Annotated in this window: 24 protein-coding genes; 11 read left to right on the forward strand and 13 right to left on the reverse strand. The window is 68.4% G+C overall.

The annotated features are described in order from the left end of the window. Positions 1 to 37: 37 nt before the first annotated feature. A complete protein-coding gene (psbC, locus tag I1E95_RS13095; protein WP_197162908.1) occupies positions 38 to 1402 on the reverse strand; it encodes a photosystem II reaction center protein CP43 in 1365 nt (454 codons plus the stop codon). A gap of 7 nt (positions 1403 to 1409) precedes the next feature. Then, positions 1410 to 2468, reverse strand: a complete 1059-nt coding sequence (gene psbD, locus I1E95_RS13100) for a photosystem II D2 protein (photosystem q(a) protein) (RefSeq protein WP_006171775.1) — start codon at positions 2466 to 2468, stop codon at positions 1410 to 1412. 190 nt (positions 2469 to 2658) lie between these two features. Here psbD and I1E95_RS13105 point away from each other — a divergent pair, with 190 nt between their 5' ends. Together I1E95_RS13105 and I1E95_RS13110 are read left to right on the forward strand one after the other, a co-directional pair. After that, entirely contained in the window at positions 2659 to 3216 is a 558-nt protein-coding gene (locus tag I1E95_RS13105; RefSeq protein ID WP_197167516.1) for a photosystem I assembly protein Ycf4, read from the forward strand. A gap of 4 nt (positions 3217 to 3220) precedes the next feature. Continuing rightward, complete coding sequence (locus I1E95_RS13110) at positions 3221 to 3931, forward strand: peptidylprolyl isomerase (protein WP_197162910.1); 711 nt, start codon at positions 3221 to 3223, stop codon at positions 3929 to 3931. A 13-nt stretch (positions 3932 to 3944) separates the two neighbouring features. Here I1E95_RS13110 and ilvN read toward each other — a convergent pair whose 3' ends face one another. Both ilvN and I1E95_RS13120 read right to left on the reverse strand, forming a co-directional pair. Beyond that, entirely contained in the window at positions 3945 to 4475 is a 531-nt protein-coding gene (ilvN, locus tag I1E95_RS13115; protein ID WP_197162919.1) for an acetolactate synthase small subunit, read from the reverse strand. Between the two features lie 38 nt (positions 4476 to 4513). Continuing rightward, entirely contained in the window at positions 4514 to 5473 is a 960-nt protein-coding gene (locus I1E95_RS13120; protein ID WP_231594636.1) for an alpha/beta fold hydrolase, read from the reverse strand. Between I1E95_RS13120 and I1E95_RS13125 the strand changes: the two genes are divergently transcribed. The 4 genes from I1E95_RS13125 to I1E95_RS13140 all read left to right on the forward strand — a co-directional run bounded on the left by I1E95_RS13125 (position 5418) and on the right by I1E95_RS13140 (position 8049). Next, a complete protein-coding gene (locus tag I1E95_RS13125; RefSeq protein ID WP_370594549.1) occupies positions 5418 to 6605 on the forward strand; it encodes a N2,N2-dimethylguanosine tRNA methyltransferase in 1188 nt (395 codons plus the stop codon). The two genes, I1E95_RS13120 and I1E95_RS13125, sit on opposite strands and share 56 nt — an antisense overlap. Before the next feature lie 18 nt (positions 6606 to 6623). Next, positions 6624 to 6722 carry a cytochrome b6-f complex subunit PetM gene (gene petM / locus I1E95_RS13130; protein ID WP_006171769.1) on the forward strand — a complete coding sequence of 33 codons (99 nt, stop codon included), beginning with the start codon at positions 6624 to 6626 and terminating at the stop codon, positions 6720 to 6722. Between the two features lie 100 nt (positions 6723 to 6822). After that, positions 6823 to 7785: an NAD(P)H-binding protein gene (locus tag I1E95_RS13135; protein ID WP_197162923.1), complete on the forward strand. Its 963-nt coding sequence runs from the start codon at positions 6823 to 6825 to the stop codon at positions 7783 to 7785. 48 nt (positions 7786 to 7833) lie between these two features. Beyond that, the gene (locus I1E95_RS13140) at positions 7834 to 8049 is read left to right on the forward strand and encodes a hypothetical protein (protein WP_185467088.1); all 216 of its coding nucleotides are present in this window, start codon (positions 7834 to 7836) and stop codon (positions 8047 to 8049) included. Here the strand turns inward: I1E95_RS13140 and I1E95_RS13145 are convergent. Further along, positions 8039 to 8695 carry a pseudouridine synthase gene (locus tag I1E95_RS13145; protein ID WP_197162925.1) on the reverse strand — a complete coding sequence of 219 codons (657 nt, stop codon included), beginning with the start codon at positions 8693 to 8695 and terminating at the stop codon, positions 8039 to 8041. The genes I1E95_RS13140 and I1E95_RS13145 overlap by 11 nt on opposite strands. A 226-nt stretch (positions 8696 to 8921) precedes the next feature. On the opposite strand from I1E95_RS13145, the gene infA reads away from it, so the two are divergent. Further along, entirely contained in the window at positions 8922 to 9191 is a 270-nt protein-coding gene (infA, locus tag I1E95_RS13150) for a translation initiation factor IF-1 (protein ID WP_006171764.1), read from the forward strand. Positions 9192 to 9239: 48 nt separating this feature from the next. Here the strand turns inward: infA and trxB are convergent, their stop codons facing one another. The 3 genes from trxB to I1E95_RS13165 all read right to left on the reverse strand — a co-directional run bounded on the left by trxB (position 9240) and on the right by I1E95_RS13165 (position 12632). Further along, positions 9240 to 10640 (reverse strand): thioredoxin-disulfide reductase, encoded by a 1401-nt coding sequence (trxB, locus tag I1E95_RS13155; RefSeq protein ID WP_197162927.1) that lies wholly within the window; start codon positions 10638 to 10640, stop codon positions 9240 to 9242. A gap of 180 nt (positions 10641 to 10820) precedes the next feature. Beyond that, positions 10821 to 11033: a hypothetical protein gene (locus I1E95_RS13160; RefSeq protein WP_197162929.1), complete on the reverse strand. Its 213-nt coding sequence runs from the start codon at positions 11031 to 11033 to the stop codon at positions 10821 to 10823. A 132-nt stretch (positions 11034 to 11165) separates the two neighbouring features. Then, positions 11166 to 12632: a DEAD/DEAH box helicase gene (locus I1E95_RS13165; RefSeq protein ID WP_197162931.1), complete on the reverse strand. Its 1467-nt coding sequence runs from the start codon at positions 12630 to 12632 to the stop codon at positions 11166 to 11168. Between the two features lie 163 nt (positions 12633 to 12795). On the opposite strand from I1E95_RS13165, the gene I1E95_RS13170 reads away from it, so the two are divergent. From I1E95_RS13170 to I1E95_RS13180, 3 genes are read left to right on the forward strand one after another with little or no spacing between them, the layout of a single operon-like run. Beyond that, positions 12796 to 12972 (forward strand): hypothetical protein, encoded by a 177-nt coding sequence (locus I1E95_RS13170; RefSeq protein WP_197162932.1) that lies wholly within the window; start codon positions 12796 to 12798, stop codon positions 12970 to 12972. A 5-nt stretch (positions 12973 to 12977) separates the two neighbouring features. Continuing rightward, positions 12978 to 13670 carry an SDR family oxidoreductase gene (locus I1E95_RS13175; RefSeq protein WP_231594637.1) on the forward strand — a complete coding sequence of 231 codons (693 nt, stop codon included), beginning with the start codon at positions 12978 to 12980 and terminating at the stop codon, positions 13668 to 13670. After that, a complete protein-coding gene (locus tag I1E95_RS13180; RefSeq protein WP_197162934.1) occupies positions 13667 to 14689 on the forward strand; it encodes a YheT family hydrolase in 1023 nt (340 codons plus the stop codon). Before I1E95_RS13175 ends, I1E95_RS13180 begins: the two co-directional genes overlap by 4 nt. Here the strand turns inward: I1E95_RS13180 and I1E95_RS13185 are convergent. Together I1E95_RS13185 and I1E95_RS13190 are read right to left on the reverse strand one after the other, a co-directional pair. Further along, positions 14638 to 15000 (reverse strand): ferredoxin, encoded by a 363-nt coding sequence (locus I1E95_RS13185; RefSeq protein ID WP_197162936.1) that lies wholly within the window; start codon positions 14998 to 15000, stop codon positions 14638 to 14640. The two genes, I1E95_RS13180 and I1E95_RS13185, sit on opposite strands and share 52 nt — an antisense overlap. After that, a complete protein-coding gene (locus tag I1E95_RS13190) occupies positions 14997 to 16235 on the reverse strand; it encodes a 1-deoxy-D-xylulose-5-phosphate reductoisomerase (RefSeq protein ID WP_197162937.1) in 1239 nt (412 codons plus the stop codon). The genes I1E95_RS13185 and I1E95_RS13190 overlap by 4 nt, the downstream gene beginning before the upstream one ends. A 93-nt stretch (positions 16236 to 16328) precedes the next feature. Here I1E95_RS13190 and I1E95_RS13195 point away from each other — a divergent pair, with 93 nt between their 5' ends. After that, positions 16329 to 16598 carry a hypothetical protein gene (locus I1E95_RS13195; RefSeq protein WP_197162939.1) on the forward strand — a complete coding sequence of 90 codons (270 nt, stop codon included), beginning with the start codon at positions 16329 to 16331 and terminating at the stop codon, positions 16596 to 16598. Positions 16599 to 16600: 2 nt separating this feature from the next. Here I1E95_RS13195 and cysS read toward each other — a convergent pair whose 3' ends face one another. From cysS to polA, 3 genes are all read right to left on the reverse strand, one after another. After that, positions 16601 to 18064 (reverse strand): cysteine--tRNA ligase, encoded by a 1464-nt coding sequence (cysS, locus tag I1E95_RS13200; protein WP_197162941.1) that lies wholly within the window; start codon positions 18062 to 18064, stop codon positions 16601 to 16603. 63 nt (positions 18065 to 18127) lie between these two features. Next, positions 18128 to 18358: a hypothetical protein gene (locus I1E95_RS13205; protein ID WP_197162943.1), complete on the reverse strand. Its 231-nt coding sequence runs from the start codon at positions 18356 to 18358 to the stop codon at positions 18128 to 18130. A 6-nt stretch (positions 18359 to 18364) separates the two neighbouring features. Beyond that, on the reverse strand, positions 18365 to 21331 hold the full coding sequence (gene polA / locus I1E95_RS13210) for a DNA polymerase I (protein WP_197162945.1): 2967 nt from the start codon (positions 21329 to 21331) through the stop codon (positions 18365 to 18367). Positions 21332 to 21358 lie beyond the last annotated feature (27 nt).

A 21358-nucleotide genomic window follows, 5' to 3' on the forward strand; every position in this document is an offset into this window, starting at 1 on the left:
TCGAGCCTTGATGCCGGGGTGAAGCGGCAAAAGGACTTCAGTCGAGATCCGGCATCGCCAGGGTGGGCTCGGCCTGACGGTCGATGCCCTTCTCGAACCCGGCGGCGGCTGCGCGGGCGCGGCCGGCGTGCCAGAGATGACCCACCAGGAAGAAGAAGGCGAGCACGAACTGGGTGGCCGAGAGCCACTGACGCACGTTCACGAAGTTCACCGAGTTGGGCTCGGTGATGATGCCGCCCACGGAGTTGAGGGAGGCATTGGGAGCGTGGGTCATGTATTCAGCCGCGCGGCGCACCTGCCAGGGCTGAATGTCGTTCTGGAGCTTGTCGAGGCTGAGGCCGTTCGGGCCACGCAGGGGCTCGAGCCAGGGACCGCGGAAGTCCCAGAAGCGCATGGTCTCACCACCGAAGATGATCTCGCCGGTGGGGGAGCGCATCAGGTACTTGCCCAGGCCGGTGGGGCCCATGGCGGAACCGATGTTGGCACCCAGGCGCTGGTCACGCACCAGGAAGGTGAAGCTCTGAGCCTGGGAGGATTCGGCGTTGGTGGGGCCGTAGAACTCCGAGGGATAGGCGGTGTTGTTGAACCAGATGAAGGCCGAGGCGATGAAGCTCATGAAGCTCAGAGCGCCGAGGCTGTAGCTCAGGTAGGCCTCACCGTTCCAGATGAAGGCGCGGCGCACCCAGCCGAAGGGCTTGGTGATCACGTGCCAGATGCCACCGAAGATGCAGATCAGGCCGAGCCAGATGTGGCCGCCGATGATGTCCTCCATCGAGTTGACCCCGATGATCCATCCCTCGCCGCCGAAGGGGGCGCGGAAGAGGTACCCGAAGATCACACCCGGATCGAGGGTGGGGTTGGTGATCAGGCGAACATCACCGCCACCGGGCGCCCAGGTGTCGTAGACACCTCCGAAGAACATCGCCTTGAACACCAGCAGCAGGCAACCCACACCCAGAAGGATGAGGTGGTAGCCGATGATGTTGGTCATCTGGTTCTTGTCACGCCAGTCCTGGGAGAAGAACGAGGAGTAGTTCTCCAGGATTTCGGGACCACGGAGGGCGTGGTACAGGCCGCCAAGGCCAAGGACGGCGGAGCTGATCAGGTGCAACACACCGACCACGAAGAACGGGTAGAGGCTGGTGACCTCTCCGCCGGGGCCGACGCCGTAACCCAGGGTGGCCACGTGCGGGAACAGGATCAGACCCTGCTCGTACATGGGCTTGTCGAAGCTGAAGTGGCTCACTTCGAACAGCATCATCGCTCCGGCCCAGAAGACCATCAGACCCGCGTGGGCCACGTGGGCGCCGAGCAGGCGGCCGGAGAGATTGATGAGGCGGGCGTTACCGGCCCACCAGGCATAACCGGTGGAGTCGAGGTCTTTGCCCCCGACGGCCACCATGGACGAATTAAAGGGCGTTTCCACGGGGCAGGACCTCTTCAGGGAAGACGAAGTTTTCATGCGGCTGGTCGGCCGGTGCCATCCAGGCACGCAGACCCTCGTTCAGAAGAATGTTCTTCGTGTAGAAGGTCTCGAATTCAGGGTCCTCAGCAGCGCGGATCTCCTGCGACACGAAGTCGTAGGCACGCAGGTTGAGGGCCAGGCCGATGATGCCGATGCTGCTGGTCCACAGACCCATCACCGGCACGAACAGCATGAAGAAGTGCAGCCAGCGCTTGTTGGAGAAGGCGATCCCGAAGATCTGGCTCCAGAAGCGGTTGGCGGTGACCATCGAGTAGGTCTCCTCTTCCTGGGTGGGCTCGAACGCCTTGAAGGTGTTCGCCTGCTCGGAATCCTCGAACAGGGTGTTCTCCACCGTGGCGCCGTGGATGGCACAGAGCAGAGCACCACCGAGGATGCCGGCCACTCCCATCATGTGGAACGGGTTCAGGGTCCAGTTGTGGAAGCCCTGCAGGAAGAGCAGGAAGCGGAAGATGGCGGCCACCCCGAAGCTGGGGGCGAAGAACCAGCTGCTCTGGCCCAGCGGGTACATCAGGAAGACACTGACGAAGACCGCGATCGGACCGGAGAAGGCGATGGCGTTGTAGGGACGGATGCCCACCAGACGGGCGATCTCGAACTGACGCAGCATGAAGCCGATCAGAGCGAAGGCGCCGTGCAGGGCGACGAACGGCCAGAGGCCGCCCAGCTGCACCCAGCGCACGAAGTCACCCTGGGCTTCCGGGCCCCAGAGCAGCAGCAGGCTGTGCCCCATGGCATCAGCCGGGGTGCTCACCGCGGCGGTGAGGAAGTTGCAACCCTCCAGGTAGCTGCTGGCAATGCCGTGGGTGTACCAGGAGGTGGCGAAGGTGGTGCCGGTCAGCCAGCCGCCCAGGGCCAGGTAGGCCGTGGGGAACAGCAGCAGGCCGGACCAGCCGACAAAAACAAAGCGGTCACGCTTGAGCCAGTCATCGAGGACGTCGAACCATCCCCGTGCGGCAGGCGCGCGCCCTACAGCGATCGTCATGGGTAGAAACGGTGCGGAAATCCCGCTTGGCTGTGGGATACCGGGCGATGGTAACAATGTTCACGGGCAGCGCGAGCGCGCCCGCAATGGGCTGACATTGCCCGTCTCGGCAGGGTTTCTAGGTATTTCTTCCAATTGCCCTCGCCCGCCGCCGTCCAAGATGACGGTTCACCGCCTCCCAGCCGACCCCATGGCCAACGGCGCCTCCGCCACCCGCCCTTCCCTGCTCGAGCAGCCGGTGCAGGGCTCCCGCCGCCTCTCCAACTATCTGGTGGCCTCCGTGGTCACCGCCGGCGGAATCGGCTTCCTGCTCACCAGCCTCTCCAGCCGTCTCGGCCTCGACCTGCTCCCCCTGGGCCATCCGGCCGAGCTGGAGTGGGTTCCCCAGGGACTGGTGATGGGGGCCTACGGCATCGCCGCTCTTCTGCTGTCCCTCTATCTCTGGTCGGTGATCACCCTGGACGTGGGGGCCGGCAGCAACCGATTCGATCAGGAGAGCAGCAAGGCCACCATCACCAGGCGGGGCTTCCGTCAGAAGATCGAAGTGGACATCCCCCTGCGCGAGATCCTGGCGGTGAAGGTGGATGTGCGCGATGGCCTCAATCCCCGCCGCCGGCTCTCGTTGCGGTTGCAGGGCCGCCGCGATCTGCCGCTCACCCGGGTGGGGGAACCCCTGCCCCTGGCCGAGCTGGAGCGCAGCGGCGCCGAACTGGCCCGTTTCCTCAAAGTTCCCCTCGAAGGAGTCTGAGCTGATGACGATCCGCCTCAGCCGCCTGCTGCTCCTGGGAGTGCTCCTGCTCACCCCGTTCGGGCTCGGGGCCTGTGCCGCCGATGCTCCCAAGAGTCCGCTGGGCTGCGCCGCCGCGGGCACACCCTGCCTGAGTGGTTCCGCCCTGGTGTCGCTCAAGACCAGCCGAGGGGTTGTGGAACTCGAGCTCGACGGAGATGCCGCCCCCCTCACGGCCGGAAACTTCGTCGACCTGGTGCGCCGTGGCACCTACGACAACACGGTGTTCCACCGGGTGGTCAATGAGCCCACCCCCTTCGTGGTGCAGGGAGGAGATCCCCAGAGCGCGGACCCGAAGGTTCCGGCCACCCTCTACGGCACCGGCAGCTTCATCGATCCAGCCACCGACCAGCCCCGGCTGATCCCCCTCGAGCTTGGTCTCAAGGGTGAACCGGAGCCGCGCTACGGCGTCGAGGTGGTGGATCCCGCCGAGAGCGCCAAGCTCAGCCTCAAGCACGACCGTGGAGCCCTGGCCATGGCCCGCTCGGCCGATCCCAACTCCGCCAGCGCGCAGTTCTACATCGCCCTCAAGCCCCTCACCGAGCTCGATGGCCGCTATGCGGTGTTCGGCCGGGTTGTGAAGGGGATGGACGTGGTCGACCGGATCAAGCAGGGTGACCGGCTTGTCAAGGCCACCCTCCTCAAGGGCGGCACCCTGGTGAAGGACAAGCCCTGAGCCTGGACCCGTGTCAGGCGGGAACGCGCTTGTCGGAGGCGGTGACCTTGAGGAAGGCGGTGTTCACGCCCGAGGCCCGCTCCAGGGCTACCTTGCCGGTGCGGGCGATCTCGAGGATCCCGAAGCTCTCGAGAATCTGCTCGAGGGCCACGAGTTTGCCCGGATCGCCCACCACCTCCAGGATCAGGGCATTGTCGGCCACATCCACCACCTTGGCGCGGAAGACCTCCACCAGGTCGAGGATCGCGGCTCGGTTCTCCGGCGGTGCCGCCACTTTCAGCAGCATCAGCTCCCGCTCGACCGCGGGGATGCGGGTGAGATCGATCACGTTGAGCACGTTGATCAGCTTGTTCAGCTGCTTGGTCATCTGCTCGAGGGTGTGATCGTCACCCTCCACCACCATCGTGAGGCGGGAATGGCCGCGCTGCTCGGCTGGACCCACCGCCAGGCTTTCGATGTTGAAGCCGCGGCGGGCGAACAGCCCGGAGATGCGGCTGAGGGCGCCGGATTCGTCCTGCACCAGCACCGAGAGGGTGTGTTTCATGGCCGGGGCGGCGCTCGACGGGGCATCAAGGCCCCAAATTACGTGCCGGCCGCCTGCGGCTCTGCGTCCAGCCGCTCCAGCCAGCTCAGCAGCAGCGCCTCGAAGGCTTCGGGGGCCTCGTCGTGGGGGCAGTGGCCGATCCCCTCCAGGCGCTCCAGCTGCAGATCCGGTCTGAGGCGGGCGATCAGCTCCCCCACCTCGATCGGCACCAGCCGGTCGGCCTCACCCCAGATCAGCAGCAGCGGCTGCACCAGTCGCGCCAGCAGCGCCTCGGCCGTGGCACCCCTGGGGCGCAGGGCCATGCCGATGCTCATGCCCCGCAGGGACCAGGCGGCGGTGGCCCGACGGGCCGGCCGGGCGAACAGCCGGCGCAGTTCCGCGTCACCGATCACCGGCTGGTTGTAGGCCGACTGCAGCCCCAGGTCCAGCAGGGGAGTGCGGGCGATCAGGGGCACCAGCAGTTCCAGGGGCAGCAGCCGGCAGAGAACCAGCACCAGCACCCGCTGCAGCCGCCGCCGCCAGGGGGGGCGCCGCCGCGGCACGGCCATCACCAGGCTGGGATCAGGCAGGGGCACGGCCGCCACCGCCCGCACCCACTCCGGGCTGAAAACCGCCGTGGTCAGAGCCACCAGACCACCCAGGGAGTGGCCCAGCAGCACGGCGGGCCGCTGCACCACCTGTTGCAGGAACGCCGCGCTCTGGCGGGCCCAGAGCCGGTTGTCGAGGGGCAGGGCCGGCTGGTCGGAGGCGCCGAAGCCGATCAGGTCCAGTCCGTACACACACCAGCCCGACGCCACCAGTCCGGCGACGTTGTGACGCCAGTGGCCGCTGCTGGCGGCAAAGCCATGCAGCAGCAGCAGCGGCGGATGGGAGGGGTCGCCGAGCACGCGCCAGTGGCAGGCCAGGCCGCGCCAGTGCCAGGTGCCGTGCAGACCCCAGTCGATGCCGTCCCTTGCGACAGGCTGGGCTGGAGCTGTCACCACCGGAGTCGGAGCCACGCCGAACGACCCTCACTATTGCGAAGGCGCGGCCCGGCTGCGGCTGGGGGAGGGCTTCTTTCGCCGTGACTCGCGCCCGGCCAGGGATCTGGGGGTGCTGCTGGCCCGGCGGCTGGCGGGTGTCGGCCCCCTGCGGGTGCTGGATCTGATGGCGGGCTGCGGCGTGCGCTCCCTGCGCTATGGCCTCGAGGCCGGGGCCGCCGCCATCTGGGCCAACGATGCCGATCCGGAGCGGCTGCCGCTGCTGCAGGTCAATCTGCAGCCTCTGGCGGAGCGTCTGGCCTTGCGGCTCAGTGCCCTGACGGCCCAGAAGCTCCTGGCCGATTGCCTGCTGCGCGATCAGCGCTTCGAGCTGGTGGACCTCGATGCCTTCGGTTCTCCCGCGGCGCTGCTGCCCCTGGCGCTGGAGGCCGTGCGCTTCGGCGGCGTGCTCTATCTGGCCAGCACCGATGGGCGCTCCCCCACCGGCCACGACCGTGTGGCCGCCCTGCGCTCGCTGGGGGCGGCGGCCCGGGCCCACCCCGCCAGCTGGGAGCTGGCCCTGCGCCTTCAGCTCGGGGTCGTGGCCCGGGCGGCCTGGTGCCTGGGCCGGGGCATCAGGCCGCTGCTGAGTTTCAGCGACGGCCGCACCTTCCGCACGGCCGTGCAGGTGCAGCGCAGTCCCGTCGCTCGGGAGGAAGACCAGCTGGGTCTGCTGGCCCACTGCCACGGCTGCGGGGATCAGCAGGTGCAGAGCCTCAAGCGCCTGCGGGGCTGGCAGAGCTGCGGCTGCAGCGCTGCCCCACCCCTGGCGGTGAGTGGTCCGCTCTGGATCGGTCCGCTCCAGGATGCCGACTGCCTTGGCGAGCTCTCGGCCCTGGCCGTCTCTGGCTCCATGGCTGAGGAGGGCCGGCGGCTGCTGGCCAACCTGAGTGCCGACGCGGGGGAGGGCGCGCGGGTCTGGCCGATGGCGGAGATCGCCCGGCGATCGCCCGGCGGCACGGTCCGCCTGCGGCAGCTGCAGGAGCGGTTGCGCCGGGGGGGCTGGAGCGCGGGCGTCAGTGGCGTGATGCCCGGGCAGCTGCGCACCTCAGCGCCCTGGGCGGTGGTCCTGGAGCTGGCCGCTGCGGGAGATGGGACACTGGGCGGGTAGCCGTTCTCGCCTGCCCCCATGGCCTCGGAAATCTTCTTCACCGCAGCGGTCTTCTGGGTGCTGATCCCCGTCGGCCTCGTGGGCGGAGCCCTTCTGCTCAAACTGCAGAAAGATTGAGGCCCTGGGGGTGAAGTCCTCGCCCTCGGCCAGGACGTTTACGCCGGCGCGCCGGTGACAGCCGCACCTCTAGGCTCAGCCCCTCCTGGTCGGGTGCTTCATGCAGGTTCTGGTCGTCGGCGGTACCGGCACCCTTGGTCGCCAGATTGCCCGCCGTGCCCTCGATCAGGGCCACCAGGTGCGCTGCATGGTGCGCTCACCCCGCAAGGCCGCCTTCCTGCAGGAGTGGGGCTGTGAACTCACCCGCGGTGATCTGCTCGAACCCGAAAGCCTCGCCTACGCCCTCGAGGGGCAGGATGCGGTGATCGATGCGGCCACCGCCCGTCCCACGGACAGCGCCGGCATCTACACGATCGACTGGGACGGCAAGCTCAACCTGCTGCGGGCCTGTGAGCAGGCGGGTGTCAAGCGGTTCGTCTTCGTGTCGCTGCTGGGGGCTGAACTCCACCGCGAGGTGCCCCTGATGGACATCAAGTACTGCACCGAGCAGCTCTTGATCGGCTCCGATCTCGACTACACGATCCTGCGCTGCGTGGCCTTCATGCAGGGGGTGATCGGTCAGTTCGCCATTCCCGTGCTCGAGGGCCAGACCGTGTGGGTGAGCGGCACCCCCACTCCGATCGCCTACATGAACACCCAGGACGTGGCCCGCTTCGCGGTGGCGGCTCTGAGCCAGCCCGCCACCGTGCGTCAGGCCTTCCCGGTGGTGGGTCCCAAAGCCTGGAACACCGGTGAGGTCACCCAGCTGTGTGAGCGCTACAGCGGCAAGCCGGCCCGGGTGTTCCGGGTGAGGCCGTTTCTGATCCGTCTGATGCAGGGGCTGGCGTCCTTCTTCGAGCCCGGGGTGAACGTGGCGGAGCGGCTGGCCTTTGCCGAGGTCACCGGTGGCGGTCAGCCCCTGGATGCCCCGATGGAGGCCAGCTACGAGGCCTTCGCCCTCGATCCTGCTGAGACCACCCGCCTGGAGGATTACCTCAAGGAGTACTACGACACGATCCTGCGCCGCCTGCGGGAGCTGGATGCCGACCTCGACAAGGAGGGAAAGAAGAAGCTGCCGTTCTGATGGACCAACAGTTCTTTTGTACCATCAATCGACACTGCCGGCACGTCCATGTCCATTGCCCAGATCAAGAATCTCCAGCGCCGGCTGGCCAATCTCGAGCAGGAAGCCACCGCCGAGCTCAACCGGGCCTGCGGCCATGAGCTCTGGATGAGTCTGGGTTTCGATGCCCTTGACAGCCTCGAGGAGGCCGACCGGCGGGCACGCGCGAACTATTACTACGGCCAGCTCCAGACCGTGCGCGAGCTGCAGCAGGTCATCGGCTGAACCGGCCGCCGCGCCTGTCGAGGAGTCGGTTCAGCCGCTCCTGCTCGGCAGCGGTCACCGGCCGCCATTCACCGGGCGCCAGACCCTCGAGGCTCAGGGGCGGGCCTCCATCCATCAGGTCGATCGCCACCCGCAGCAGCCGCAGGGTGGGCAGTCCCACGGCCGCAGTCATCCGCCGCACCTGGCGGTTACGACCTTCCCGCAGCCTCAGGTCCAGCCAGGAGGTGGGGATCGAGCGGCGCTGGCGGATCGGTGGCACCCGCTCCGCCAGACCCGGATCAGCCAGGGTGATGGCCTGGGCGGCGAGGGTGCGTCGGCCCTGCACGATCACTCCCTCCCGCAGCTGCTCCAGCGCGGCCTCGCTGGGGGTTCCCTCCACCTGCACCCAGTAGCGGCGCCAGTGGCCCCAGCGGGGATCCGTGAGGCGTTGCTGCAGTCGGCCATCGCTGGTGAGCAGCAGCAGGCCTTCGCTGTCGGCATCGAGGCGGCCGGCGGCGTAGACCCCAGGCACGGGCACCAGGGGGGCCAGGGTCGACCAGGGGCTGAGCGGCTCGGGGCTGAACTGGCTGAGCACCCCGTAGGGCTTGTTCAGTACCAGGGTGGTCGGGGCCGGCCCGGCCGCGGAGGCTGATTCAGAAACCGCCATTCCTCTGGCGGGCTTTCCAGAGATTCACCACCCCGATTGAAATCAGCAGCAGGCCCAGATCAAGGGTCAGGGGTGGAACGAGCAAGGAGCAAGCCGGCAACGTCCCAGACCCTAGGGCTCTCGATGCAGGGACGGTGCTGCCCCAAGGGCCGGAGATCGGCCCATGGGTGGCCAGCGGGTCGCCAATTTAAGGTGGAGTGACCTTTGCATCGAGCCACGGCAGCGCATGATCGAAACCTCGGGAGTGATCGAGAAGGAACAGGGCAACGGGTTCTACCTGGTCACCCTCGATCAGCCCTCCGGGCACCAGTGCCTCTGCCGTGCCGCCGGCAAGCTCACCAAGTTCCGCATCAAGCTGCTCGCAGGCGACAAGGTGCTTGTCGAGATCAGCCCCTACGACCTCACCCGCGGCCGGATCACCTACCGGGAACGCAACGCCGGAGCCACCGGCCCCAGGCCTGGCGGCAACCGCCCCGGTGGTCCGAGGCGGCGCTGAGCGCAGGCCGGCTTCAGGCTCGGCTCTTGCTCCTGTTCTGGCTTCGGCTCAGGCCACCGGCACCGGCAGGAGAGCTTCAATGGCGGTTTTGAATTCGCTGCGCTGCTTCACTCCGCGCCACTGTTGAGCCAGCTGCTTGGCGTGGAAGAGCTGAACGGTGGGGGTGCCGTTGACACCGGCCTGGGTAGCGATCTCCTGCTCGGCTTCGATGTCTATCTCCACGCCCTGGGCGGCACCGCCGAGCTCCTGCAGCACACGCTTGAGCTGAGGCTTGAGCACATGGCAGGGCCCGCAGCTGGGGGAGGTGTAGACCACCAGCAGGGGCCTGTCACTGTCGTGGTAGAGCTTGCGCAGGGCATAACCGCCTTTCTGCCAGAGGGCAGCGGGGTCGAAGTTGTCGGCATCGCTCACGGCGGTGTGGATGGGTTCACCGCTGGGTTCCGGCTCCACGTTGGTGCGATGCACCGTGGAGGCCAAGCCGTGGTGGGTGAGCCAGCGCTCGGCGGCCAGGGCCGCCTGGCAGCCGCTGCCGGCGGCGGTGACTCCCTGACGCCACTGGGCATCGGCCACATCACCGGCGGCGAACACCCCCTCCAGGCTGGTGTCGGGCTGACCCGGTGTGGTGACGAGGTAACCCTTGGCATCCACCGCTAGCTGGTCCCGCACTAGGCGCGTGTTGGGGGTGTGGCCTATGGCATAGAACAGCCCCCGCACCGGCAGCTCCTCGGTGCTGCCGTCGTCGGGATTGCGCAGGGTGAGCGCCTCCAGCCAGCCGTTCCCCGACACATCGACCACGTCCCGCTTCCAGTGCACGGTGATGGCGGGGTTGGCCAGCACCCGGTCGGCCATGGCGCCACTGGCACGCAGGCTCTCGCGGCGGACGATCAGGTGCACGTGGCTGCCGTACTTGGTGAGATACACCGCTTCCTCGCAGGCCGAATCCCCTCCTCCGACCACCGCCAGCTCCTCATTTCGGAACTGGGGGGTGGCTCCATCGCAGATGGCGCAGGCGCTGATGCCCTGGCTCCAGAACTGCTGTTCGTGGGGAAGGCCGAGGCGGTTGGCGCTGGCGCCGGTGGCGAGGATCACGGCCTGGGTGCGAATCGTGCGCCCCTCGGCGCTGATCCTGAACGGGCGCTCGGAGAGGTCGATCGCCTCGGCATCGGCCTCCACCAGTCGGGTGCCCCAGCGCACGGCCTGGGCCTTCATGCGGTCCATCAGGTCGGGGCCGAGGATGCCATCGGGGAAGCCGGGGAAGTTCTCCACATGGGTGGTGGTCATCAGCTGGCCACCGGGGATGCCCCCGTCCTGGAAGCCGGTGATCAGCAGGGGATTGAGGTTGGCGCGGGCCGCATAGATGGCTGCGGTGTATCCGGCCGGGCCAGAGCCCACGATCACCAGGTTCTCCACCGCAGCCTCGTCGCCCCTGGGGCCTGAGGAAACGCTCATGGGATCTAATGCGGACTGACTATGAGTTGAGCTTAGATCACAGCGTGCGGACCTGTGGGAAGCGCTCCGCCGGCCCAGCCCAGGAATCCTGAAGAAATGAGACGAGGGTTGCCGGAGGGTCCTGCTTCTTAAGGATTGCCTTAGATTTGCGCTCAGCTCCCTCGCCCGCCGTGGCTTCGACTATTCCGCCAGGTCCAGAGTTCCGAGCCCCTGGGGCACGAGCAGCATGGCCAGCCGCTCGGGCTGGTGGTCGATGCCGAGGATCCAGTCACGGAACTCTTCGGTGAGGGCAAAGCTCTCCTCGTAGTGCTCCAGGCGGTCGAGTTCGGCGATGCGGGCCACGGCCCAGCTCACCAGTGCGGCGAGATGGCGGTGGGGAGAGGCCTTGGTCATGATCCATCTCCGGGTGAGCACCAGGCTGAATGGTGACTAGACCATTTGTGGTGTTGGTTTGGAGATGTTCGCACTCTCTTCGTTTTTGTGCTGTAACCAGCGCCACTGGACCGGGGCGCGCGGCTCAAGCGCTCAGGAGCGTCGTCTGTCAAGAAACCCTGGCAATTGGGGGCCGCGCAGGCGGATCACCTCTCCGGCGCCATCGCGCAGGGCCTCCAGCGGCAGCTGGCTTCCCGCTCCGGCTCCGGCACCTGCCAGCTCGTCCTCCGGCGGGGTCCTCGGCCGGATCACATAGGCCTCTGCCACGGACCAGCTGCGGGCATAGCCCATCAGCAGTGGATCGGCGGGCGCATACACGTAGGAGGGATGGCGCGGGATGGGCTCCAGAGCCGCCCGGCCGGGATCGATCCGCACGGCTCTGGTGATCGCCTGAAGGAAACGGCTGCGGGTCACCACGGTGCTCAGGTAGGCCACCACCCGCAGGCGTGGAGCATCGAATCCCTCGGCGCACATGTCGATGCTCACCAGCCAGTCGGCGTCGCCGGCCCGGAAGGCCTGGAGATGGGCGGCCGCCTCGGGATCCTGGGAGTGCACCAGCCGCACGCGGTCCCCCTGCTCCTCCAGCAGGCCGCTCAGACCGCGCGCGTGAGCGATGTCACGGGCAATCACCAGCCCGCCCGCCTCGGGATGGTCGTCGATGCGGAGTCTGTCGAGGCGCTCTCGGGCATTGAGCAGCACCCGCAGGGCGATGCTGCTCTGGTCGCCGGGACGGATGGCGCGGCGCAGGTTGCGGGCCCGCCAGCTTTCGCGGGTTTCCAGCGACAGGGGTGACCGCTCCGCCTCGCCCTCCCGCTCCGCCTCGCCACGGCCGTGGTCCACCCAGCCGTCCTGGAAGCGAAACTCCAGCGGCCTGACATCACCGGCCACGATCAATTGGCGGGGCTCCACGCTCAGGTCGGGCTCGATCTGTTCCACAAGCAGTCCCTCCTGGTGCCGGGGCACGCGCCGGGCGGCACAGAAAGCCAGGTTGTCGGCGCGGAAGGGGGTGCCGCTCAGGCCCAGGCGCAGCGCATGATCCCGGCTCAGCTCGCTGAAGGCATGGCCCCAGGCCGTGGCTTCCGGTTCCTCCGGATCCAGTCCGAGGTGATGCACCTCATCGGCCACCGTGAGGGTGGGCCCGGGCAGGAGGCTCAATAGCTCCTGCTGCAGCCGGTGCCTGTGGCGCGCGGCGCTCTGGTAGCTGAGCAGCAGACCCTGGCCGCCCTCGGGGGCCTGAGCCGGATCCCACTCGCGCAGCTCCAGCCCCAGCTGGCGGGCCGAGTCGCGCCACTGGGCGGCGATCGAACTGCGGTGGCAGAACACCAGCAGATGGGCGAGACGGCCCTCCCGCAGCAGGGACTGGAAGCCCAGCAGTGCCCCGAAGGTCTTGCCGGCGCCGGGTCCGGCGTGGACCAGGACGTCCTGCCCAAGGCTGCCGGGCACCTCCAGGCGCCGGCGCAGCAGATTGATCAGCTGCCACTGCCACTGCCGCGGAGCCAGACGCAGGCCAAGGGCGTGACCCAGGTCAAAGGACGGCCTGCCGCGGGCGTTGGTGTCCATGGCAGCGACGCCGGCAGGAGTGGCGTCATTGTGCGTGCTGCGGCCTGGAAATGAGTGTTTGTCACCAGGGCTTCCGCATGCAGCTTCCCTACCGTCCGGGCATCATCCCGAGCGCTGCCCGGTCAGATCTCTTCGCTCTCCAGTGGCCCCGCCTTCATCACCGTTGGACGACCCCTTTCCCATCAGCCGCTTCCAGCCCGGGTTCCGTGAGCACCTGGAGGTCTGCTACAGCCAGCTGTGCGACATCGATCCGATGATCCTGAGGGTGCGTCAGTTGCGCCACCAGGGGGACTTCCCCCGGGCCCGCTGCCTAGAACAGGAGTTGATGCCGCTGTTCTGAGATCCGTGCCTTCCGAGTCCTCATTCACGCTGGCTGTGAGCGGTGCCTCCGGCAAGACCGGTTGGCGTGTCGTCCAGGAGGCACTGGCCCGGGGCTACCGGGTCAAGGCCCTGTTGCGCCCTGGTTCTCAGGTCCCCGATGGGCTGACGGGGGCCGAGCTGATCCGTCTGGAGCTGGGTGATCAGGCTGCCCTCGAGCAGGCGCTGGCGGGGGTCCAGGCCCTGGTGATCGCCACCGGCGCCCGTCCTTCGGTGGATCTGGCGGGACCCTTGAAGGTGGATGCCCTGGCGATCCGCCGGCAGTGCGCCGCCTGCACGGCGGCGAGGGTGAAGCGGGTGGTGCTGGTGAGCTCGCTGTGCAGCGGCCGCTGGTTGCACCCCCTCAACCTCTTCGGCCTGATCCTGGTCTGGAAGCGGGTGGGGGAGCGCTGGCTGGAGGCCAGTGGCCTCGACTGGACCGTGGTGCGCCCCGGTGGCCTCAAGGAGACGGAGGAGAACCTCGACGGCCAGGGCATCCGCTTCAGCGGGCCTGACCAGCAGGAGAGCAACAGCATTCCCCGCCGGCTGGTGGCCCGGGTGTGCCTGGACGCCCTGGACTCGCCGGCTTCGATCGGGCGGATCATCGAGGTCACCAGCGCTGCCGGGGTGGAGCCCGTCTCCCTGGCCCAGTGGCTTGCCGTTCAGCCCCAGCCGGTGTGAGCTCCCAGACCCTGCTGGAGCGGTTGGGGCTGGAGCCCTTCCGGCCCCGGCCGCCCTGGTGGGGACCCGACCTGCAGACCCTGCGCGACACGCTCCGGCCGGATGTGCTGCCGGCGTGTGCCAGCACGCCACTTGCGCTTCCCCTGGGGCCCTCCCGCCAGGGTCGGGACGGTTCCCTGCTCGCCTGGCTCGATCCGCCGGCTGCGGACGCGCCATCTGGTCGGCCCAGGGCGCTGGTGCTGCTGTTGCATGGCCTGGGCGGCTCCAGTCAGGCCGAGGGCGTACGGAGGCTGGGCTGGTGCCTGAACCGGGCCGGCTTCGCGGTGCTGCGCCTGAACATGCGTGGCGCCGGTGACGGGCGGGCCCTGGCCAGCGGCACCTATGCCGCTCGTTGCAGCTCGGATCTGGCGCCGGCCCTGGGGCGGGCCCGGGAGCTGGCGGCTGATCGGCCCCTGCTGGCGGTGGGGCTCTCCCTGGGGGGGACGGTGCTGCTCAATGCCGTGCTCGACGGGGTCGCGCAGCTGGAGGGACTGGCGCTGGTGAGCAGTCCCCTCGATCTGGCCCACTGCTCCGCCACCATCTCCCGGCCGCGCAACCTCCTCTACGAGCGATGGCTGCTGGAGCGCCTGCGCCAGCAGACCCTCAACGACGGTCTAAGGCCTGATGCTGAGCTGGTTGAGCGCCTGCGGCGGGTGGACAGCATCCGCGGCTTTGATGCCCTGATCACGGCACCGCGCTGGGGTTACCCCAGTGTCGACGCCTATTACCGCCAGGCCAGCCCCCTGCCGCGGCTGCTGGTGCCCGAGCCCGGGCAGCCCCCGCTGCCGCCCACGCTGATCGTGCAGGCTCTGGATGATCCCTGGGTCCCCGCCGCCGGCGCCCTGGCCCTGGGGCCGCCCCTGGAGGTGGTGATCAGCCCCGGCGGCGGCCACAACGGCTTCCATGCGCCAGGAGGCTGCTGGTCGGATCAGCTGGTGCTGCGCTGGCTGGAGCAGCGGCTGGGCAGCAGGGTGTGCTGAGCCACGATCCAGTCCTCGATGGGCCGTCCGCCGATCAGGTGGTCCTCCACGATCCGCTCGATCCTCTCCGGGGTGACCCCGCCATAGGCGATCCCCTCCGGCCAGATCAGCAGGATGGGTCCGCCGGCGCAAATGCGCAGGCAGTCGGCCTTGGTGCGCAGCACCACCCCCTGGGGGCGGTCGGGCTGCTCCAGGCCACGCTCCCTGATCAGCTGCTTGAGCCGGCCCCAGCTGGCGGCCCCGGTCTGCGGATCGCCGCAGAGGGCCTTGGTGGGGGTGGCGCAGAGCAGCAGGTGCCTCTCGACCTTCATGCCGTCAGCAGGGCGGGCGAGGCGGCGGCCAGCTCGATGGCAGCCAGACGGGCCCAGGCGTCGATGGCCAGCACGTCGTCGAGGCTGGGGTCCTGACGGAGGTCGGGGCTGTGGCGTTCGCAGACCCCCTCGATCAGCCGGGGAATGTCGAGGAAGGAGATCCGCTCCTCGAGGAAGAGGGCCACGGCCTGTTCATTGGCGGCGTTGAGTACCGCGGGCATGGTGCCGCCGGCACGTCCGGAGGCGTAGGCCAGACCCATGCAGGGGTATTTCTGCTCGTCGGGGGCGCGGAAGGTGAGCTGGCCCACTTCGGTGAGATCCAGGCGCCGCCAGGGGGTCTCCAGCCGCTCGGGCCAGCTGAGGCAGTAGAGCAGCGGCAGGCGCATGTCGGGCCAGCCCAGCTGGGCCAGCACGGAGCTGTCGGCCAGTTCCACCATCGAGTGGATGATGCTCTGGGGATGGATGACGATCTCGATGTGGTCGTAGTCGAGCCCGAAGAGGTAGTGAGCTTCGATCACCTCCAGGCCCTTGTTCATCAAGGTGGCTGAATCCACCGTGATCTTGCGGCCCATGCTCCAGTTGGGATGGCTGGTGGCATCGGCCACGGTGGCCTTGGCCAGATCGGCGGCGGGCCAGTCGCGGAAGGCACCGCCTGAGGCGGTGAGCTGGATGCGCCGCAGGCCGGGGGTGGGGACGCCGGTGGAGAGGCGGGCCGTGTCGGCCCAGGGGGTGCCCTGCAGACACTGGAAGAGGGCGGAATGCTCCGAGTCGGCGGGAAGCAGGCGGCTGCCGCTGGCCTTCAGGGCCGGCAGCACCACAGGCCCGGCGGCGATCAGGGTTTCCTTGTTGGCCAGGGCCAGATCCTTGCCGGCCTCGATCGCCGCGAGGGTGGGAAGCAGGCCCGCGCAGCCCACGATGCCCGTGACCACCAACTCGGCGCTGGGCCAGGCGGCGGCGGCGCAGAGCCCTTCGCTTCCCCCCACCAGCTCCGGCTGACGCGCCGGTCGCTGGGAAGGCTCCAGCGCCTCCAGGCGGCGGAGCAGCTCAGGCAGGGCCTCGGAGTCGGCCAGGGCCACGACTTCGGGGGCGTGGCGGCGGATCTGGTCGATCAGCAGGTCGAGATTGGAGCCCGCCGTGAGCGCCACCACCCGGAAGCGTTCCGGGAACTCCTCCACGATCGCCAGGGTCTGGGTGCCGATCGACCCTGTGGAGCCGAGCACGCTGATCGCTTTCACCAGGCCATCCCTGCGACGGGCGCCAGTCTCCCACCGATCCCAGCGGCTCGTGCACACTGGCTGCACTGGTGATCTTCACCCCTGGCGGCCGCGATGCTCTGGCTCAAGCGTTGGAATTTCATCGAGCGGGCGCGGCTGGAGCGGGAACTCTGGGATGCGTTCGAGGCGGGTGACGACATCGAGGCCATGGTGAAGCAGCTGCGCGGCTCCCTGGCGGAGGGCCCACCCGGCACCCCGGCGGCTGCCGACGCTGCCTTCAGGCTCGAGGTGTGGGAGACCACCCGGGTGCGCATCCGCCGGATCGAAACCCTGATGCGCGGTCAGTCGCCGGCGGCTTCCCCGCCGGCCGAGGACCCTCGCTGACTTCAGCGCCGGATCCACTCGGTGCTGCCATCGGGCCGATCGATCAGCTCGATGCCTGCGGAACGCAGCCGGTCGCGGATGGAATCGGCTTCGGAGTAGCGCTTCTCCTGGCGAGCGGCCAGGCGCTCGCTGATCAGGGCCTGAATTTCGGCCGGCTCCGGACCGGCGCCCGCTTCGGCCTCGCTGCTGGAGGGGGACTCCGGCTTCAGCCCCAGGACGCCGCTGAGCTCCTGCAGCAGCAGCCAGCGCCCCTGGAGGGCACGATCCTGGCCACTGGGCGACGATCCCCGCTCGAGCCGCCGGGCCAGGGCCCGCAGGGGACGGGTGAGCTCGAACAGCACCGCCAGCGCGGCGGAGGTGTTCAGGTCGTCGTCGAGGGCATCGATGAAGTCCTGCCGGCTGGTCTCCAGCCCCGTGTCGTGGCCAGGGGCGGCATCCGCCCAGCCCAGGGGCTCGCTGAAGGCCCGGTTCAGACCGAGCCCCAGGGCTTCGTTGAGCCCATGCCAGCCGGTGGCGGCGGCCTCGAGGGCTTCACGGGTGAAATCGAGGGGTTTGCGGTAGTGGGCCTGGAGCACGAACAGCCGCAGGGTCATCGCCGACACCCCACTGCTCAGCAAGGCACGGATCGTCGTGAAGTTGCCGAGGGATTTCGACATCTTCTCTCCATCGACATTGACCATGCCGTTATGCAGCCAGTAGTGGGCCAGGGGTACCCCGTTGACCGCCTCCGACTGGGCGATTTCATTCTCGTGGTGGGGAAAGATCAGGTCCGAGCCCCCCAGGTGAATGTCGATGGTGGTGCCCAGTTCCTGCCGGACCATCGCCGAGCATTCGATGTGCCATCCCGGCCGCCCGGGACCCCATGGCGAGGGGAAGCTGGGTTCTCCGGGTTTGACGCCTTTCCAGAGGGCGAAATCGAAGGGATGGCGCTTGCGGGACTCTTCGTCACTGTTGAGTCTGCCGCTGGCGCCCTCCAGCTGATCGCTGAGACTGCGTCCGCTCAGTTTGCCGTAATCAGGCCGGCCCATCACCGCGAAGTAGACATCCCCGTCGGCGGAATAGGCGGCTCCGGAGGCTTCGAGTTCGGCGATCATGGCGCGGATGCCATCCAGGCACTTTGTGGCGCGGGGGGTCCTGTCGGGAGGAAGGATGTTCAGGGCATTCATGTCATCACGGAATGCCGTGATGTTGCGTTCACTCACCGCCTCCATCGAGCTGCCCTCTTCGGCGGCACGCCTGAGGATCTTGTCGTCAATGTCGGTGATGTTCTGAACGAAGGTGACCCGGAACCCACGCCAGATCAGATACCGGCGCAGCACATCCCAGACGATGTAACTGCGGGCATGGCCGAGGTGACAGAGGTCGTAGACCGTGACCCCGCAGCAATAGATGGTGACCTCACCGGGCACCCGAGGTTCGAAGGGCTCGGTGCGCCTGGTGAGGGTGTTGGTGAGCCGCAGGGTCAAGGCTTGCCGTCAGAAGCTGCAGGCACCGTAAGGGGTCAGTGTTCTGACCCCGGGATCAGCTGATCACCAGAGGCCGCGCACGGGAACTTCCTGAAAAACGGGCCTGGCCACCTGGTAGGTGCAGGCGGGGTCGGAGGTCCTGAACCCCTGAGCCACCAGGGGATCCTTGATCACGCTGGCCTGGGTGATCGTGGCCGTGACCGCGCTGAGGGTGCGGGGCTTCAGGCAGCTGGGCAGGTCGGCCAGATCAGCGGCGAAGGCCGGAGCGGCCAGGCTGCGGCGATCGGTGTGCACCGGCGCCTACTTGGCCTCCATCCAGTTGGGTCCCCAGCCGGTGTCCACCACCAGGGGCACCCGCAGCTCCATGGCGTTCTCCATCACCCGCTTCACCGTGGCCAGCACGCTCTCGAGGGCTTCGGGAGCCGCTTCCAGCACCAGCTCGTCGTGCACCTGCAGCAGCAGCCGGGCGGGCAGGCCCGAGGCCCGCAGCTCGTGGTCGAGCTGCACCATCGCCAGCTTGATGATGTCGGCGCTGGAGCCCTGGATCGGCGCATTGGCCGCCGCCCGCAGCTGCTGGGCCTCCATTCCGGCCCGGCGGGCCACCTCCAGGTCGATCTCCTCTGGCGGCTTGCCCTTCAGCCGCCCCAGGCCGCCCGGGTCGAAGGTGAACGGACGCCGCCGCCCCAGGATCGTCTCCACGTAGCCGCGGCTGAGCGCCAGCCGCTCCTGCAGTTCCAGGAAGGCGAACACCTTCGGGTAGCGCTGCTTGTAGCGGCTCAGGAACTCCTTGGCCTGAGCCTGGCTGACGCCGGTCTCGCGGGCGAAGCGCTGGGCGCCCATGCCGTAGATCACGCCGAAATTGATCGTCTTGCCCAGGCGCCGTTCGTCGGCTGTCACCTCGTCCTTCTCCAGCAGCAGCCGGGCCGTGAGGGCGTGGACATCGTCGCCGTTGGCGTAGGCCTCCACCAGCACCTCCTCGCCGGAGAGGTGGGTGAGGATGCGCAGCTCGATCTGGGAGTAGTCGGCGCTGATCAGCTGCCAGCCCTCCTGGGGCAGGAAGGCCTTGCGGATGCGCCGGGAAAACTCGGTGCGGATGGGGATGTTCTGCAGGTTGGGGTTGCTGCTGGACAGCCGCCCGGTCGCCGTCACCGCCTGGTTGAAATCGGTGTGGATCCGGCCCGTTTCCGGCTCCACCAGGGCCGGCAGCGCATCCACATAGGTGCTCTTGAGCTTGCTCAGGGTGCGGTGCTCCAGCACCAGCGGCACCACCGGGTGGTCGTCAGTGAGCTTCTCGAGCACGGCGGCATCGGTGCTCCAGCCGGTCTTGGTCTTGCGCGATTTCCTGCGCTCAAGTCCGAGCGTCTCGAACAGCAGCTCGCCCAGCTGCTTGGGGGAGGCCAGGTTGAAGTCGACCCCGGCGGCCTGGCGGGCGTCGGCCTCGAGGCTGGCGAGGGTGCCCGCCAGTTCCTCGCTCAGGATCGCCAGGTAGGGCTTGTCGATGCGGATGCCGGTGGCCTCCATCCGCGCCAGCACGGGCTCCAGCGGCAGTTCCACCTGATCGAGCAGCCGCGGCAGGGCCTCCCCCAGCTGCTGCAGCTGGCTGCGCAGCAGCGGCGTCAGCCGCCGGGTGACATGCACATCCATGGCGCAGTAGCGGGCGGCGGCGTCGATCGGCACGGCCGCGAAGGTCTCCCCCTTGGCCACCAGCGCGCTGAAGCTGGTGGGCGTGAAGCCGAAATTGCGCTCCGCCAGCACCTCCAGCCCGTGTTTGGCGTTGGCATCGCGCAGGTAATCCGCCAGCAGGGTGTCCATCACCACCCCGTCCAGGCCGAGGCCGTGGCGCAGCAGGATCAGCCGGTCGTACTTGGCGTTCTGCAGGGTCTTGGGGTGCCGGGCACTCTCGAGCCAGGGGGCCAGCGCCGCCATCACCTGATCCAGGGGCAGCTGCCGCGGTGGCGCCTCTGCCGGCTCCAGCAGATCGGTGGCGTCAGCGGGCTGGTGGGCGATCGGGACGTAGGCCAGCTCGTCGCTGCCTTCACCCCAGCACAGCCCCACCCCCACCAGTTCCGCCTGGAAGGGGTTCAGCGAGGTGGTCTCGGTGTCGAGGGCGATCGGCTGGACGGGGTCGGTGGCGGCCATCAGCCGCGCCATCAGGGCTTCGAGCTGCTCTGGGCTCTGGATGATCTCCGGCTCCAGGAGGGGCGGTGCGCCTTCCGGGGCGGAGTCGGGTTGCGGCGAGCCGGATGGCGCCACTGAGGGCGAAGCCTGAGCACCCGGATCGGCCGGCGCAGACGGTGAGCTGCCCGTGGCTGAGCCCGACAGGTCCTGGTGGGCCTGGTGATCGGCCGAGAAGGCCCGCTCGAAGGCCGCCAGTTGCCGCACCAGGCTGTGCAGTTCCAGCTCCTCCAGCCGCTGGGCCAGGGCCGCGGCGTTCACATCACCGAGGGTCAGCCGCGGTTCGGCCGGCAGGGGGATGTCCACCAGGATCTCCGCCAGCATCCTCGAGCGGTAGGCGTTCTCCCGGTCGGTTTCCAGCCTGGTCTTGAGGGCCCCCTTCTGCTGGTCGAGGGCGGCGTAGATGCCATCGAGGTTGGCGTGGGCCTTCAGCAGGGTGATGGCGGTTTTGGGCCCCACCCCTTTGACGCCGGGAATGTTGTCGCTGGCATCACCGGTGAGGGCCTTGAGGTCCACCACCTCCTCCGGCGACACCCCCAGCTTGCTGATCACCTCCTCCCGGCGGATGGTCGTGGGACCGGAGCTCTTTGCGTAGGGACCCCCTCCCATGTAGAGCACGGCGATGTCGCGATCGTCGTCCACCAGCTGGAAGAGGTCGCGGTCGCCCGAGAGGATGCGCACCCGCCAGCCCTGGTCCGCCGCCCGGTTGGCCAGCGTGCCGAGGATGTCGTCGGCCTCGTAGCCGGGTGCCGTGCACAGGGGCAGATCCATGGGTTCCGAGAGGATCTCCTGCAGGTTGGCCAGATCGCTGAAGAACTGCTCCGGAGCCACGTCCCGGTGGGCCTTGTAACTGGCGTCGGCGTCGTGGCGGAAGGTGGGCTCGGCCGAGTCGAAGGCGATCACCACCCCCTGGGGGGTCAGTCCCTTCACGTTGTCGAGCAGAGCCTTGAGAAAGCCGTAGGTGACGCTGGTGGGAACGCCATCCTTCGTGGCCAGTCCCCCCTCTCCCCCCTTGGCGAAGGCATAGAAGCTGCGGAAGGCCAGGGAGTGACCATCCACCAGCAGCAGCATCGGTGCTTCGGCCTTCCCCATCCCGTTCCCCATTCCGGCTGGGGCATT

The sequence above is a fragment of the Synechococcus sp. CBW1107 genome (assembly GCF_015841355.1).
Taxonomy (GTDB): domain Bacteria; phylum Cyanobacteriota; class Cyanobacteriia; order PCC-6307; family Cyanobiaceae; genus Regnicoccus_A.

Bases quoted from the DNA above. Each gene is read 5' to 3' on its own strand.
- psbC (WP_197162908.1), bottom strand. From the start codon at position 1,402: ATGGTGGCCGTCGGGGGCAAAGACCTCGACTCCACCGGTTATGCCTGG.
- psbD (WP_006171775.1), bottom strand. From the start codon at position 2,468: ATGACGATCGCTGTAGGGCGCGCGCCTGCCGCACGGGGATGGTTCGAC.
- I1E95_RS13105 (WP_197167516.1), top strand. From the start codon at position 2,659: ATGGCCAACGGCGCCTCCGCCACCCGCCCTTCCCTGCTCGAGCAGCCG.
- I1E95_RS13110 (WP_197162910.1), top strand. From the start codon at position 3,221: ATGACGATCCGCCTCAGCCGCCTGCTGCTCCTGGGAGTGCTCCTGCTC.
- ilvN (WP_197162919.1), bottom strand. From the start codon at position 4,475: ATGAAACACACCCTCTCGGTGCTGGTGCAGGACGAATCCGGCGCCCTC.
- I1E95_RS13125 (WP_370594549.1), top strand. From the start codon at position 5,418: ATGCCGTCCCTTGCGACAGGCTGGGCTGGAGCTGTCACCACCGGAGTC.
- petM (WP_006171769.1), top strand. From the start codon at position 6,624: ATGGCCTCGGAAATCTTCTTCACCGCAGCGGTCTTCTGGGTGCTGATC.
- I1E95_RS13135 (WP_197162923.1), top strand. From the start codon at position 6,823: ATGCAGGTTCTGGTCGTCGGCGGTACCGGCACCCTTGGTCGCCAGATT.
- I1E95_RS13140 (WP_185467088.1), top strand. From the start codon at position 7,834: ATGTCCATTGCCCAGATCAAGAATCTCCAGCGCCGGCTGGCCAATCTC.
- I1E95_RS13145 (WP_197162925.1), bottom strand. From the start codon at position 8,695: ATGGCGGTTTCTGAATCAGCCTCCGCGGCCGGGCCGGCCCCGACCACC.
- infA (WP_006171764.1), top strand. From the start codon at position 8,922: ATGATCGAAACCTCGGGAGTGATCGAGAAGGAACAGGGCAACGGGTTC.
- trxB (WP_197162927.1), bottom strand. From the start codon at position 10,640: ATGAGCGTTTCCTCAGGCCCCAGGGGCGACGAGGCTGCGGTGGAGAAC.
- I1E95_RS13160 (WP_197162929.1), bottom strand. From the start codon at position 11,033: ATGACCAAGGCCTCTCCCCACCGCCATCTCGCCGCACTGGTGAGCTGG.
- I1E95_RS13165 (WP_197162931.1), bottom strand. From the start codon at position 12,632: ATGGACACCAACGCCCGCGGCAGGCCGTCCTTTGACCTGGGTCACGCC.
- I1E95_RS13185 (WP_197162936.1), bottom strand. From the start codon at position 15,000: ATGAAGGTCGAGAGGCACCTGCTGCTCTGCGCCACCCCCACCAAGGCC.
- I1E95_RS13195 (WP_197162939.1), top strand. From the start codon at position 16,329: ATGCTCTGGCTCAAGCGTTGGAATTTCATCGAGCGGGCGCGGCTGGAG.
- polA (WP_197162945.1), bottom strand. From the start codon at position 21,331: ATGGGGAAGGCCGAAGCACCGATGCTGCTGCTGGTGGATGGTCACTCC.